The organism is Sphingomonas sp. PAMC 26605, from assembly GCF_000241485.1.
GTDB lineage: Bacteria > Pseudomonadota > Alphaproteobacteria > Sphingomonadales > Sphingomonadaceae > Sphingomonas.
In genome coordinates this window covers 3,304,929-3,318,195 of the sequence record NZ_JH584241.1, presented here as the reverse complement: position 1 = coordinate 3,318,195, position 13,267 = coordinate 3,304,929, and the positions used below count along the sequence as shown (strand labels likewise).

The 13,267-nt window shown below is 67.2% G+C and carries 11 protein-coding genes; 8 read left to right on the top strand and 3 right to left on the bottom strand.

What is annotated here, in order from left to right:
- Positions 1-51: 51 nt before the first annotated feature.
- Positions 52-567: a GreA/GreB family elongation factor gene (locus RH90_RS15340; RefSeq protein WP_010186790.1), complete on the bottom strand. Its 516-nt coding sequence runs from the start codon at positions 565-567 to the stop codon at positions 52-54.
- A gap of 270 nt (positions 568-837) precedes the next feature.
- On the bottom strand, positions 838-2,829 hold the full coding sequence (locus RH90_RS15335) for a lytic transglycosylase domain-containing protein (protein WP_010186789.1): 1,992 nt from the start codon (positions 2,827-2,829) through the stop codon (positions 838-840).
- A gap of 85 nt (positions 2,830-2,914) precedes the next feature.
- On the opposite strand from RH90_RS15335, the gene dapA reads away from it, so the two are divergent.
- Positions 2,915-3,796, top strand: coding sequence for a 4-hydroxy-tetrahydrodipicolinate synthase (dapA, locus tag RH90_RS15330; protein ID WP_010186787.1), 882 nt, complete (start codon positions 2,915-2,917; stop codon positions 3,794-3,796).
- Positions 3,797-3,925: 129 nt separating this feature from the next.
- Here the strand turns inward: dapA and RH90_RS15325 are convergent, their stop codons facing one another.
- Complete coding sequence (locus tag RH90_RS15325) at positions 3,926-4,342, bottom strand: acyl-CoA thioesterase (RefSeq protein WP_010186785.1); 417 nt, start codon at positions 4,340-4,342, stop codon at positions 3,926-3,928.
- A 152-nt stretch (positions 4,343-4,494) separates the two neighbouring features.
- Between RH90_RS15325 and smpB the strand changes: the two genes are divergently transcribed.
- The 7 genes from smpB to recA all read left to right on the top strand — a co-directional run bounded on the left by smpB (position 4,495) and on the right by recA (position 12,808).
- Positions 4,495-4,977: an SsrA-binding protein SmpB gene (gene smpB, locus RH90_RS15320; RefSeq protein ID WP_010186783.1), complete on the top strand. Its 483-nt coding sequence runs from the start codon at positions 4,495-4,497 to the stop codon at positions 4,975-4,977.
- Positions 4,978-4,981: 4 nt separating this feature from the next.
- A complete protein-coding gene (locus tag RH90_RS15315) occupies positions 4,982-5,554 on the top strand; it encodes a DUF2062 domain-containing protein (RefSeq protein ID WP_157134605.1) in 573 nt (190 codons plus the stop codon).
- A 57-nt stretch (positions 5,555-5,611) separates the two neighbouring features.
- Positions 5,612-7,666, top strand: a complete 2,055-nt coding sequence (locus tag RH90_RS15310) for a M13 family metallopeptidase (RefSeq protein WP_010186779.1) — start codon at positions 5,612-5,614, stop codon at positions 7,664-7,666.
- 136 nt (positions 7,667-7,802) lie between these two features.
- Positions 7,803-10,208: a response regulator gene (locus RH90_RS15305; protein WP_010186778.1), complete on the top strand. Its 2,406-nt coding sequence runs from the start codon at positions 7,803-7,805 to the stop codon at positions 10,206-10,208.
- Between the two features lie 37 nt (positions 10,209-10,245).
- The gene (locus tag RH90_RS15300) at positions 10,246-10,596 is read left to right on the top strand and encodes a response regulator (RefSeq protein ID WP_010186776.1); all 351 of its coding nucleotides are present in this window, start codon (positions 10,246-10,248) and stop codon (positions 10,594-10,596) included.
- Between the two features lie 86 nt (positions 10,597-10,682).
- Positions 10,683-11,564 carry an SDR family oxidoreductase gene (locus RH90_RS15295; protein WP_010186774.1) on the top strand — a complete coding sequence of 294 codons (882 nt, stop codon included), beginning with the start codon at positions 10,683-10,685 and terminating at the stop codon, positions 11,562-11,564.
- A 134-nt stretch (positions 11,565-11,698) separates the two neighbouring features.
- Complete coding sequence (gene recA, locus RH90_RS15290; RefSeq protein WP_029625358.1) at positions 11,699-12,808, top strand: recombinase RecA; 1,110 nt, start codon at positions 11,699-11,701, stop codon at positions 12,806-12,808.
- The last annotated feature ends 459 nt before the right edge of the window (positions 12,809-13,267 follow it).

The following is a 13,267-nucleotide window of genomic DNA, read 5'->3' as shown; positions in this document are numbered from 1 at the left end:
TCGATCGCACGTCGCGCCAGTTTCGTCGCATCCGTACAAGCACGATGACGGTCATGACTTCGCGCGCGCCTCGGGCGTCGGATAGGTGATCGCGATCACTTCATAGTCGCGTTCGCCCGCCGGGAGGAGCACGCGTCTGAGGTCGCCAACCGCGGCGCCGCGCAAGGCGCGCGCGATCGGCGCATGCCAGCCGATCTTGCCCGCCGCGGCGTCGGTCTCGTCGTCGCCGACCAGCGTGAGCACGCGCTCGGCATCGTCCCCAAGGTCATTGGCGTCGGCGATCGTCACCGTCGCGCCGAACCACACGCGGGCGCGATCGGGTTGCGCGGCCGGATCGATCACCTTGGCGGCCTTCATCCGCCGCGCGAGAAATCCCAGCCGCCGGTCGATCTCGCGCAACCGCTTGCGGCCATAAATGTAATCGCCATTCTCCGAGCGGTCGCCATTGCCCGCCGCCCAGGAGATGACGTCGACGAGCTTGGGCCGCTCCTCGCCGAGGAGCTGGCGATATTCGGCACTGAGCACGGCATAGCCCGCGGGGGTGATGTAATTGGGTCGGTCGGTCATCGCGCTATCTACCGATGTGCGGCGCCCGATGTCATCCCCACGCAGGCCGAACGCAAGCGGTCCTGCCACGCGCGCCTCCCCTCCCTGGGAGGGAGGGGTAGGGGTGGGTCGGCCCGTTGGGTGAGGGCGCGCGATCCGGAGAGCGACCCACCCCCAACCCAGCGTCGGGTCGGTCGTGCCCCCGGCATGACCTGAACAGCGCGGGGCGCTGTTCACCCGACGCTCTTTCAGGGAGGGAGGGAGCCGCTGGGACCGCTTCGTGGCTATGCCTCAGCCGGGCGTGCTCTTGCCAAGATACCAGCTGATCCGATTATTTCCCGACGAGCGCGAGCGCGCCGGGTTCATCAGATCGTACACCACCGCATTCTCGAGCACGCGCTGGACGTAGTTGCGCGTCTCGTAGATCGGGATCGCCTCGATCCAGTCGAGCATGTCGACGCCGCCCGAGCGCGGATCGCCATTCGCGCGGAGCCATTTGTTCACATTGCCCGGGCCGGCATTGTACGCCGCCACCGCGAGCGGATAGCTGCCGTAGAGCTCGTAGATATGCCGGAAATAGGTCGAGCCGACCATGATGTTGTAATCGGTGTCGGTGGTCAGCGCCGCGGCATTGTAGGCGAGGCCGAGCTTGGTCGACTGGTCGCGCGCGGTGCCGGGCATCAGCTGCATCAGCCCGCGCGCGCCGGCATGGCTGATCGCGGCGCGGTCGAACTGGCTTTCCTGGCGCGCGATCGCGTGGATCATCGTCCAGTCGTCCTGGCTCCCCACCGGCACACGGACGTTGGGGAAGCCGACCGTCGAATATTCGCTGAGGCCGTTCTGCAGCGCGCTGCGCCCGACCATCACGCCGAGGTCGGGCCGGCCGAGCGTGCGCGAGAGCTCGGTCGCGAGGACATGATCGCTGTCGGTCTTGGCGTCGAGCGCGATCTGGCGGACGAACGCGGTCTGGTCCTCCCAATTGCCGACCGTGCCGAGATATTGCGCCGCACGCACCGTCTCGCGGCCGTAAAAGGCCGCGCGCGTCGAAGGATCGACCGGGCGCAGGATCGGATCGCCGGGCGCGACCAGCGGCTGGCCGATCCGCTCGGCGGCAAGCTGGCCGTAGAACAGATCGTGAAACGCCGCGGCGCGCGCGTAATAGCCGTTGGCCTCCGCGCGACGGCCGGCGCTTTCGGCCGCGCGACCGGCCCAGTAATAGCCCTTCGATTGCGTCGTCGGGGTCTTCGAGGCGGCGGCGTAGTTGAGAAACAGCGGCACTGCATCGCCGGGCCGCCCGAGCTGCTTCAGCGCGGTGCGGCCCGCGAGCCAGGCGAGGCTGGTATAATCGTCGCGTTCGCCATAGGGCCGCGTGCTGACGTCCGTACCCGCCGGGTAGGCGTCACCGAGCTGGCGCGCGATATCATAGGCGACCGAGTTCTGCCCGTCGTTCGCCGCCGCACGCGCGTTGGTCAGCAAGACCTCGAACCACTGCTCGGCGCTTCCCGGCACGACCGCGAGCGCAGGCCGCTGTGCGAGCGTGTTGCGCGCGCTGAACGATGCGCCGGTGTTGCGATACCAGGTCGCGCGGTCGGCGATCCAGCCGGGATCGCTCGCACCGTACGCCTGCGTCGCGATCATGCGGTCGCCGGCGTCGGGCGCGCCGGTGCGGAAGGCGAGCCGCGCGGCAAACACGCTCTGGCGCGCCGGACTGGTCAGCATCAGTTGGCGCTGCGCCGAGGCGGTCGCGCCCTGCCACAGCAGCATGTCCATCCGAGTGTCATGATCGGCCGGCGACAGCGCGCTCGAGAAGTTGGTGAGGATCTTGCTCTCGTCGACGCTCGACAGCGTTCCCGAGATCCAGGCGGTGCGCGCCGCGCTGGCGGCTTCGCCCTGCTGCCCGGTCGCGGCGAGCGCCTCGGCGAAGCGCGTCTTGCCCGCGCCGGTCAGTGCCGGGAAGCGGCGGAAGAAGGCGACGACGGTCGAAGGCGACCAGCCGCCGCTGTCGAGCGACTTTTCCGCCATCCGCCGCATCGCGGTCTCGGCGGGCCAGCCGGGGTGCGCGAGCAGGAAGCGGGCATAGCTGTCGAAGCTGTAGCTCGACGATTGCTGGAGCGATTTCCATTCGGCGATCGACGAGGCGAGCGCGGTGTTGGCGGCGGTGGTGCCGGTCAGCACTTGCGTCGCGCGGCCCCAGCCGAGCTGGTCCTGCGCATCGCCCGAAGTGACGGCGAGCGTGGAAACGCCCGCGAGGAAAACGCCGGATTTGATGAGCCATGCAATCATGTGGACAGACTATGCCTCCGGTCCGTATTTGTCCCGATCAATAAACCAGAAATGCGACGGAATTCCGTCCGCAGGAGCAATTCGTATGTTTTCGGGATCGATCCCGGCGTTGGTCACGCCGTTCGCCGCTGACGGCAGCTTCGACGAGCGCGCCTATCGCGATTTCGTCGAGTGGCAGATCGCCGAAGGTTCGGCCGGGCTCGTGCCGTGCGGAACGACGGGCGAGGCGGCGACGCTGTCGGCCGAGGAGCATTTCGCGATCGTCGCGGTGTGCGTCGATCAGGCGCGCGGACGCGTGCCGGTGCTGGCTGGCGCGGGGTCGAACGACACGCGCGTCGCGATCCACAATATCAAGGCGGCCAAGGCGGCGGGGGCCGACGCCGCGTTGATGGTGCCGCCCTATTACAACCGGCCCAACCAAGAAGGCATCTCCCGCCATTTCGAGGCCGTGGCGGGATCGTGCGACCTGCCGATCGTGCTTTACAACGTGCCCGGCCGCACCGTGACCGATATCGCGGTCGAGACCGTGGCGCGGATCGCGCATGCTTTCCCGAGCGTGATCGGCATCAAGGATGCGACCGGCGTGATCCAGCGCGTCTCGGCGCAGCGTGCGGCGTGTCCCGCGGGGTTCGAGCAATTGTCGGGCAATGACGACATGGCGCTCGCGTTCAACGCGACCGGCGGGATCGGGTGCATTTCGGTGACCGCGAACGTCGCGCCGAAGTTGTGCGCCGAGTTCCAGGCGGCGTGCGGGGCAGGGGATTATGTCGAGGCCCTGGCGCTGCACGATCGGCTGTTCGCGCTGCACGTGTCGTTGTTTACCGATGCCTCGCCGGGGCCGGTGAAGTATGCCGTCAACAAGCTCCGCCCGGACTTCCCCAAGGCGCTGCGGCTGCCGATGACCTGGCCGAGCGAAGCGAGCCAGCGTGCGGTCGATGCCGGGCTGGCGGCTGCGGGGCTGGTCTGACTCACTTCTTGCCCCTCACCTTCAGGGGAGGGGTAGGGGGTGGGGGAAGGAAGCCTCGCAGAGACCAGCGCAATCCGGACACGTCCCCACCCCAACCCCTCCCCTGAAGGGGAGGGGCTAGAGACGCCCTCAATCCTTGGCGAAGAACCGGTCGATCACGCCCTGCGCTAGCCGTGCTGGCCGCATCGTCTCGACGTTGAGGCAGCACCAGCTCGACTTGACCTCGGCGAGCACCTCCTCGCCGCGCTTGATCACCGTCTCGTAGAACGCCCGCGCGCCCTGCACCTTTTCGAGCAGCACGGTCGCGATCACCTCGTCGTCGAGGAAGGTCGGCTTGCGATAGGTGATCTCGTGCTTGAGCGCGACCCAGGCGTGCGTCGCGAGCGCCTCGCTCGGCGCGAAGCGCTGCCAGTGGCTGACCACCGCGTCCTGCACCCACTTCAGATAGGAGGCATTGTTGACATGCCCCATGAAGTCGATGTCGGCCGCCTCGATGGCGATTGCGAAACTGTGGGTCGCGAATTTGGGAGCGGCGAGATCGGACATGAGAAAAGCCTACAATGAAACGGGCAGCGGCGCGAGCGGACATTACACCCTAACCCTAGATAGGAGGTTAGCGCGTGTTTTACCCGATTCGCTTGGTTAAATGCGAAGCGTGGCTTTTGTTTCCGCGCGGCAACGCCTACATCGCGCCTCCCATGGCGCGTCCCAAACCTCCCCTGTTCGAAAAGACCAAGATCGTCGCCGAGAACCGGCGCGCACGGTACGATTATTATATCGAGACGGTCTATGAGGCCGGGATCGCGCTGACGGGCACCGAGGTGAAATCGCTGCGCTCGGGCACCGGCTCGATCGCCGAGAGCTATGCCGAGGTCAAGGATGGCGAGGTCTGGCTGATCAATTCGAACGTGCCCGAATTCAGCCACGGCAACCGCTACAATCACGAGCCCAAGCGCGTGCGCAAACTGCTCCTGAAGGAGCGCGAGATCAACAAGATGCACGGCGCGGTCAATCGCGAGGGCATGACGCTCGTGCCGCTGATGGTCTATTTCAATTCGAAGGGCCGCGCCAAGATCGAGCTCGCGCTCGCCAAGGGCAAGAAGGATCACGACAAGCGCGACTCGATCAAGGAGCGCGACTGGAAGCGCGAACAGGGCCGGATCATGCGCGACCGTGGCTGAGCATGTGGCGCGGCCCGGTCCCGTTGCCCGTGCGGCGGGCTGGGTGCGCGGGCATGTGCCGACGCGCGAGAGCATCGAGGCGAATCGCTTCCTGCGCCCCGTCGCACACCGCATCCTCGCGCCGTCGTTGTGGCGCTTCACCCGCCGCTCCGTGCCACGCGGCGTCGCGCTCGGGCTGTTTACCGGGATCCTGTTTCCCTTCGCGCACATGCCGCTCGCCGCGGTGACCGCGCTGCCGGTGCGCGCCAACGTGCCGGTCGCGGTCGGCACGACGCTGCTGCACAATCCGATCACCACCGTGCCGCTGTTCTGGGGCGCGTACGAGATCGGCCACTGGGTGCTGCGGCTCGACCGCGACGTTCCCGGCGCGCCGATCGCGCGCAACGTCCAGGCGAATGCGAGCTGGCTGCACTGGCTGGTGTCGCACGGTGGCCCGGCGACGATCGTCGGGCTGGTGATCCTCGCGATCGCTCTCGCGATCCTCGGCTATGTCGCGACGAGCTTCGTCTGGCGCCTGCGGATCGCGCGTAAATGGCGCGCACGCGCGCATCGCCACGGAGCGACAAGAACGATTTGACTGCTTGTGTCATAGCGGTACAACACGCAGCAATATTGTTCAGGAAGGATACATTCTATGCGGCTGTCGCTCCTAACGCTCTCGCTATTGGCATCGGCCGCAGTCGGCGGCGTGACCTATGCCCAGGCCGGCAAGCCCAAGCCCGCCGCCGCTGCGCCGAGTGCCGCGACCGGCGCCGAGATCGGCAGCTTCGGGCTCGACCTTTCCGGCATGGACAGCGCGGTCAAGCCGGGCGACGATTTCGGCAAATATGCCGGCGGCGCATGGGAAGCCAAGACGCAGATCCCCGACGACAAGGCGACCTACGGGATGTTCAACGTCCTCGCCGACCGCTCGCTCGAGCGGACGCGGATCATCCTCGACAAGGCGACGCAGGCGCCGGGCAACAAGATCGGCGACTTCTACGCGAGCTTCATGGATGAAGCCGCGGTCAACGCGAAGGGCATCGCCCCGATCCAGCCATGGATCTCGGAGATCAAGGCCGCCAAGGACAAGGCCGCGCTCGCCAGCGAAATGGCCAAGCTCCAGCAGCGCGGCGTCGGCGGCCTGTTCGGCGTCGGCGTCGGCCAGGACGACAAGGCGCCCGAGAATTACATCGTCCACGTCTATCAGGGCGGCCTCGGCCTCCCCGATCGCGATTACTACCTGAAGGACGACCCCAAGCTCGCCGACACGCGCACCAAGTACCAGGCGTATCAGGCGACGATGCTCGGCCTTGCCGGGCAGGACAATGCCGCGCAGCGCGCAGCCGCGGTGTTCGCGTTCGAAAAGACGCTCGCCGAGGCGCATTGGGACCGCGTCAAGTCGCGCAACGCCGACCTGACCTACAACAAGTATCTTGCCGCCGATTTCGACGGCAAGGCAGCGGGCTTCCCCTGGGCGGCCTATCTCCAGGCGACCGGTACGGCGGGTCAGCCGGCCTATATCGTCGGCATGCCGAGCGCGATCGCGGGCGAAGCCAAGGCGTTCGCCGATGCGCCGATGCAGGTGCTGCAGGATTACATGATCCTGCGCACGCTGCGCTCCTATGCCGGCTATCTGTCGAAGCCGATCAACGACGCCAATTTCGCCTTCTACGGCACCGTGCTGAGCGGCGCGCCGCAGCAGCCGGTGCGCTGGAAGCGCGGCGTCGCGACGGTGTCGGGTGCGCTCGGCGAGGATGTCGGCCAGCAATATGTCGCCGCCTATTTCCCGCCCGCGTCGAAGGCTTCGGCCGATCAGCTCGTCAAGAACATCATCGCGGCGATGGGCAACCGGCTCGACAAGCTGACCTGGATGGCGCCCGAGACCAAGGTCAAGGCACACGCCAAGCTCGCCGCCTTCACCCCCAAGATCGGCTATCCGACCAAGTGGCGCGACTATAGCGCGCTGCAGGTCAAGCGCGACGATCTCGTCGGCAACGTCGCGGCGGGCAACCAGTTCGAGTATCAGCGCGATCTGAAAAAACTCGGCCAGCCGATCGACCGCACCGAATGGGGCATGACCCCGATGACGGTAAACGCCTATGCCAACCCGCCGATGAACGAGATCGTCTTCCCGGCGGCGATCCTCCAGCCGCCGTTCTTCGACGCGAAGGCCGATCCCGCGGTCAATTACGGCGGCATCGGTGTGGTCATCGGCCATGAGCTCAGCCATCACTTCGACGATCAGGGCCGCAAGTTCGATCCGACCGGTGCATTGAAGGAATGGTGGACGCCGCAGGACGTCGCGCGCTTCACCGCGATGACCGATCAGCTGGTCAAGCAGTACGACGCGTACGAGCCGCTCCCGGGTCAGCACATCAAGGGCGGCCTCACGCTCGGCGAGAACATGGCCGATCTCGCCGGCCTCGCGCTCGCGTACGACGCCTATCATCGCTCGCTCGGCGGCAAGCCTGCGCCGGTGATCGACGGTCTGACCGGCGATCAGCGTTTCTATCTCGGTTATGCGCAGGTCTGGCGGATCAAGTTCCGCGAGCCCGCTTTGCGCTCGCAGCTGCTGAGCGACCCGCATTCGCCGGGTCCGTTCCGCACCGCGGAAGTCCGCAACGTCGACGCCTGGTACGCGGCGTTCGGCGTCAAGCCGGGCGACAAGATGTACCTCGCGCCCGCCGAGCGCGTGAAGGTCTGGTAAGATGCTCGGGTCCCCGCGTCCGCCGCGGGGGCCCGATCGCTTCGCGGCTGGGCTTCGTCGCGAAACCGCTCGCTCGCCGCGGCACCCCGCCGCTTAAGCCTTGACGCGCGCGGCGCAGCGCTCACAGCATGCGGCAATGGCCACGTTCCCCGCGCCCCCTTCCGCTCCCGCGCCGCGCAACCCCGCCCTGATCGCGCTCGGCTGCGGCGTTGCGGCGGCGGCGGTGATCCTGCTGCTCGTCCACAGCGTGGCGCTGGCGGCGGCGTTTCTTGCCGGATCGCTCGTGCTCACCGGCGGTCTGATCGCCGCGCGGCGTTTCTTCCCGCCGAGTGGCGGGACCGCGCCCGAACCCGATTGGAGCGTCGCGCGTGCGCTCGCCGCGAGCAGCCCCGATGCGATCGCGGTAACCGACCGCGCCGGCCGGCTGGTCTGCGCCAACGATCGCTACGAGACGGTGTTCGGCGGCTTCCCGACGCCCCCCGGCCTGCCGCTCGAGCCGGGCGAGATCGATCGGCTCGGTAGCGTCGGTCGGGCTGCGTGGCGGGACGGGCGGGCGACGCTCGACCGGCTCGCGCTCAAGGGTGCCAAGCTCGCCGCCGAAGTCACGCGCGCGGGCGAGGAGGAGAATCTGCTCGTCTGGCGGTTCTTCGCCCCGCAGGGGCTCGACCTTGCACAGACGATGGAAAACCTGATCGCCGGCGCGACCGGCGATCGGCTCGGCGGCGCCGGAATCATGGCGGCGCTGATCAATCCCGACGGCCGGATCCGCGCTGCCAATCGTGTGCTGCGCGCACGCGCGATGGGGCAGGACGAAGGCGCGATCGTCGGACGCGACTTTGCTCGCTTCCTGATCACCGATGCCCAGGGCATGGCGCGCTTCGAGCGCGAGGGGCTGACGCGCAACCCCTTGCGCGTGCTCCAGATCCCGTTCCTCGACGGCGACGACGCACCGATGCTCGTCGCGCTGATCGACGAGGAGGAGGGCCACGCCGCGATCGGCGAGAGCGCGAGCGCGCATATCAAGAGTCTCGTCGCGCTGATGCCGTTCGGCGTCGCGCTGATCGGTGGCGACGGCCGCTTCCTGCAGATGAACGACGCCTTCGCGCGCGCCGCGGCGGTCGATCCGGCGAGCCCGCCAATCTATCCGGGCGACCTGCTGGTGCGCGAGGACAAGGGCGTCGTCGCCGACGCGATCCGGCGCTTCGCCGGGGGGGCGACGCATTCGACCGATCTCGCGGTGCGCTTGAAGGATCATCCCGACGAGCCCGTCGCGCTGTCGATCGCGGGCGCGCGGGGGCTGGGCGATTCGGCGGTGCTGCTCAGCCTCAAGGACAATAGCGAGGAGACGCGGCTCAAGCGCGAAGTCGCACAGGCGACCAAGATGCAGGCGGTGGGGCAGCTCGCCGGCGGTGTCGCGCACGATTTCAACAATATCCTGACCGCGATCATCGGGCATTGCGACCTGATGCTGATGCGTCATTCGCCCGGCGACAGCGACTATGACGACATCCAGCAGATCCGCGCCAATTCGAACCGCGCGGCGAGTCTGACGCGGCAATTGCTCGCTTTCTCGCGCCAGCAGACGCTGCGCCCGCAGGTGCTGCAACTGCCCGACATCATTTCCGAAGTCTCGAACCTGTTGAAGCGCCTGCTCGGCGAGACGGTAACGCTGACCGTCAAGCACGGCCGCAACCTTTCCCCCGTGCGCGCCGATCCGGGGCAGCTCGAACAGGTCGTCGTCAACCTCGCGGTCAACGCGCGCGACGCGATGATCGCGAAGGATCCGCGCGGCGTCGGCACGCTGACGATTCAGACCTATGCCGTCACCGCGGCGCAGGTCCGCAAGCTCGGCTCGGACATCCTGCCCCCGGCCGACTATGTCGTGCTCGAAGTCTCCGATACCGGCGGCGGCATTCCGCCCGAGATCCTGCCCAAGATCTTCGAACCCTTCTTCACCACCAAGGAAGTGGGGAAGGGCACCGGGCTCGGCCTCTCGACCGTCTACGGCATCGTCAAGCAATCGGGCGGCTGGATCTTCGCCGACAGCGTCAAGGCCGGCCCCCAGGGCCCGGCCGGGGCGGTTTTCACGATCTACCTTCCCGTCCACACGGCGGGGGCGCTGGTCGATGCAGCGCCGGCAAAGGCCGCGCCGCGCGGGAAGCCCGCCGATCTGTGGGGAACGGGGACGATCCTGCTCGTCGAAGATGAGGACATGGTCCGCGCGGTCGCCGAGCGCGCGCTGACGCGGCAGGGCTATACCGTGCTGACCGCCGAGAATGGCGAGGCGGCGCTCGAACTGCTCGTATCGTGCGACAAGCCCGATCTGCTCATCTCCGACGTGATGATGCCGCTGATGGACGGGCCGACGATGGTCCGCCAGGTGCGCACGCGCTATCCCGATCTGCCGATCCTGTTCATGTCGGGCTATGCCGAGGAAACGCTGCGCAAGTCGATCGATCTCGACAATGTCGCCTTTCTCGCCAAACCCTTTACCGTCCAGCAGCTTGCGGAGGCGACGCGCGAGGCGCTGCGCGCGAAATGACTTGGCGGATGGCGCCGGGTGGCGCTAAGGCCGCCGAATGAGCGTGCACAGCATTTTGATCGTCGAGGACGAACCCCTCATCGCGATGATGATCGAGGATTTCCTCGACGTGCTCGGCAAAGCGGTCGCTGGCACGGCCGATACGGTCGAGGCGGCGCTCGCGGTGATCGCTGGTGGCGGGGTGGAGGCTGCGATCCTCGACGTCAACCTGCGCGGCGGCGAGAAGAGCTTCCCGATCGCCGACGTGTTGGCGCAGAAGGGCATTCCGTTCGTCTTCGCGACCGGCGGATCGCATGACACGGTCGCCGAGGAATATCGCGACCGGCCGACATTGCCGAAGCCGTTCACGATGGACGGTGTGGCGAAGGCGCTCGACGCGCTCGGCTGACACACGGCGCGGCCTGTCGATTTTCAATGAACCCGTGATGGGCTGACGGGTTTCCCCGTCGAACCTCAAGACGACGGGAACATGACATGGCCATTCTCAAGGATCCGCGGCAGGGGCCCAAGCCGCCGTTCGAAAAGCAGACGCAGCCCTGGCCGGGGCTCGCGCGCGACATGAACCCGAAGCCCGATCACGGCGAGGACAGCTATCGCGGCTCGGGCCGGCTCGAAGGGCGCAAGGCGCTCATCACCGGCGGCGATTCCGGCATGGGCCGCGCGGCGGCGATCGCCTATGCGCGCGAAGGCGCCGACGTCGCGATCAACTATCTCCCCGATGAAGAAGCGGATGCGCGCGAGGTGATCGCGCTGATCGAGCAGGCCGGGCGCAAGGGCGTCGCGATCCCGGGCGATCTGCGCGACGAGGCGTTCTGCGAGACGCTCGTCGCGACCGCGGTCGAACAGCTGGGCGGGCTCGACATCCTCGTCAGCAACGCGGCGCGCCAGCAGACGCGCGCCTCGATCCTCGACCTCACCAGCGAGGATTTCGACGCGACGATCAAGACCAACATCTACGCGCCGTTCTGGATCATCAAGGCGGCGCTGCCGCATCTCCAGCCCGGCGCGTCGATCATCGGCACGACCTCGGAACAGGCGACGATGCCGTCGAAGGATTTGTACGACTATGCGATGACCAAGGCCGCGACGACGAGCTATGTGCGCAGCCTCGCGGCGCAGCTCGCCGAGAAGGGCATCCGCGTCAACGGCGTCGCGCCGGGGCCGGTGTGGACGCCGCTGCAGGTCTCGGGCGGCGCGACGATGGAGAAGCTCGAACAGTTCGGCAGCCAGACTCCGCTCGGCCGCCCCGGCCAGCCGGGCGAACTCGCCAACATCTATGTCGCGCTCGCCGAGAACGATGCGAGCTTCACCACCGGTCAGGTCTATGGCGCGATGGGCGGCGGCGGGCTTCCCTAACCTGCCGCTGTAACCTGTGCTGTGACCTTCGCAAAACGCCCGTCGTTCCGCACTTGTTCTCGCAGAACAAATGCGATACATCGTCGTCACGCATTGAACGCGACGGGCGTTCGGTCTAGCGACGGGAGCTACCAATGGCGGTATCTTTGAAGGTCATCGACAGCAAAATGGCAGCATCCACGGACAAGGCCGCCGAAAAGGCCAAGGACGAGCGCGCGAAGGCGCTCGAAGCCGCACTCGCGCAGATCGATCGCGCGTTCGGCAAGGGCTCGGCGATGAAGCTGGGTTCGAAGCAGACGATGCAGGTCGAGGTGATCTCGACCGGCTCGCTCGGCCTCGACATCGCGCTCGGGGTCGGCGGTCTGCCGCGCGGCCGCGTGATCGAGATCTACGGTCCCGAATCATCGGGCAAGACGACGCTCGCGCTCCACGTGATCGCCGAGGCGCAGAAGACCGGCGGCACCGCGGCGTTCGTCGATGCCGAGCACGCGCTCGATCCGGTCTATGCCAAGAAGCTCGGCGTCAACATCGACGAGCTGATCGTCTCGCAGCCCGACACCGGCGAGCAGGCGCTCGAGATCGTCGACACGCTGGTGCGCTCGAACGCGATCGACGTGCTGGTGGTCGATTCGGTCGCGGCGCTCGTGCCGCGCGCCGAAATCGAAGGCGAGATGGGCGACAGCCATGTCGGCCTGCAGGCGCGTCTGATGTCGCAGTCGCTGCGCAAGCTCACCGGCTCGATCAGCCGTTCGCGCTGCATGGTGATCTTCATCAACCAGCTGCGCATGAAGATCGGCGTGATGTACGGCAATCCCGAGACGACGACCGGCGGCAATGCGCTGAAATTCTACGCCTCGGTCCGGCTCGACATCCGCCGCACCGGGCAGATCAAGGATCGCGATGAGATCATCGGCAACACGACGCGCGTCAAGGTCGTCAAGAACAAGGTCGCTCCGCCGTTCAAGCAGGTCGAGTTCGACATCATGTACGGGCAGGGCGTGTCGAAGATCGGTGAGATCCTCGATCTCGGCGTCAAGGCCGGGCTGGTCGAGAAGTCGGGCGCGTGGTTCTCGTATGACAGCGTCCGCATCGGCCAGGGCCGCGAGAATTCGAAGACGTTCCTCAAGGAGCATCCCGAAATGTCCGACCGGCTCGAAGCCTCGATCCGCGCGCGCACCGACAAGGTCGCCGAGGAAATGATGGTCGGCGGCGAGCCCGACGACGGGGACGAACCCGAGATGTGAGTTCGCTCCGGGCCGGTCGGTCCGGGGCAGGGAGCGACGGCAGGGCTCGGCCGCGCTCTTACGACAGGCGGCATGACCACGCCGTCGCAAAACCGGGAAGGCCCGCCAGCAATGGCGGGCCTTTCATATGGTGGGCTCGCCAGTGAGCGCCTCGCCAGTGGCGAGCTCTCCAGTGGCGGTCTCGCCAGTGACGGGCGCGCCAGTGACGGGCTCTCCAGAGAGGGCGCGTCGGTAATGGGCGCGTCAGTAAGGGTTGGGTCAGTGACGGGCGTCTCAGTGGCGGCGTGGTGAGTGGCGATGTCGCCACACGGCAGGCCCATCACGGGATCGGCCGCCAATCCAAAAGCCCCCCGTCACCCCGGCCTCGTGCCGGGGTCCACCCCTCTGCCCGAGCAGCATCCGAAGTCGGGGAACACCGATGCCGGTCGGTCCTGGCATCGTCGCGACGAGGCGAACCCC

Coding starts and splice junctions, on each gene's coding strand:
- RH90_RS15340 (WP_010186790.1), bottom strand. CDS start 567: ATGACCGACCGACCCAATTACATCACCCCCGCGGGCTATGCCGTGCTC.
- RH90_RS15335 (WP_010186789.1), bottom strand. CDS start 2,829: ATGATTGCATGGCTCATCAAATCCGGCGTTTTCCTCGCGGGCGTTTCC.
- dapA (WP_010186787.1), top strand. CDS start 2,915: ATGTTTTCGGGATCGATCCCGGCGTTGGTCACGCCGTTCGCCGCTGAC.
- RH90_RS15325 (WP_010186785.1), bottom strand. CDS start 4,342: ATGTCCGATCTCGCCGCTCCCAAATTCGCGACCCACAGTTTCGCAATC.
- smpB (WP_010186783.1), top strand. CDS start 4,495: ATGGCGCGTCCCAAACCTCCCCTGTTCGAAAAGACCAAGATCGTCGCC.
- RH90_RS15310 (WP_010186779.1), top strand. CDS start 5,612: ATGCGGCTGTCGCTCCTAACGCTCTCGCTATTGGCATCGGCCGCAGTC.
- RH90_RS15305 (WP_010186778.1), top strand. CDS start 7,803: ATGGCCACGTTCCCCGCGCCCCCTTCCGCTCCCGCGCCGCGCAACCCC.
- RH90_RS15300 (WP_010186776.1), top strand. CDS start 10,246: ATGAGCGTGCACAGCATTTTGATCGTCGAGGACGAACCCCTCATCGCG.
- RH90_RS15295 (WP_010186774.1), top strand. CDS start 10,683: ATGGCCATTCTCAAGGATCCGCGGCAGGGGCCCAAGCCGCCGTTCGAA.
- recA (WP_029625358.1), top strand. CDS start 11,699: ATGGCGGTATCTTTGAAGGTCATCGACAGCAAAATGGCAGCATCCACG.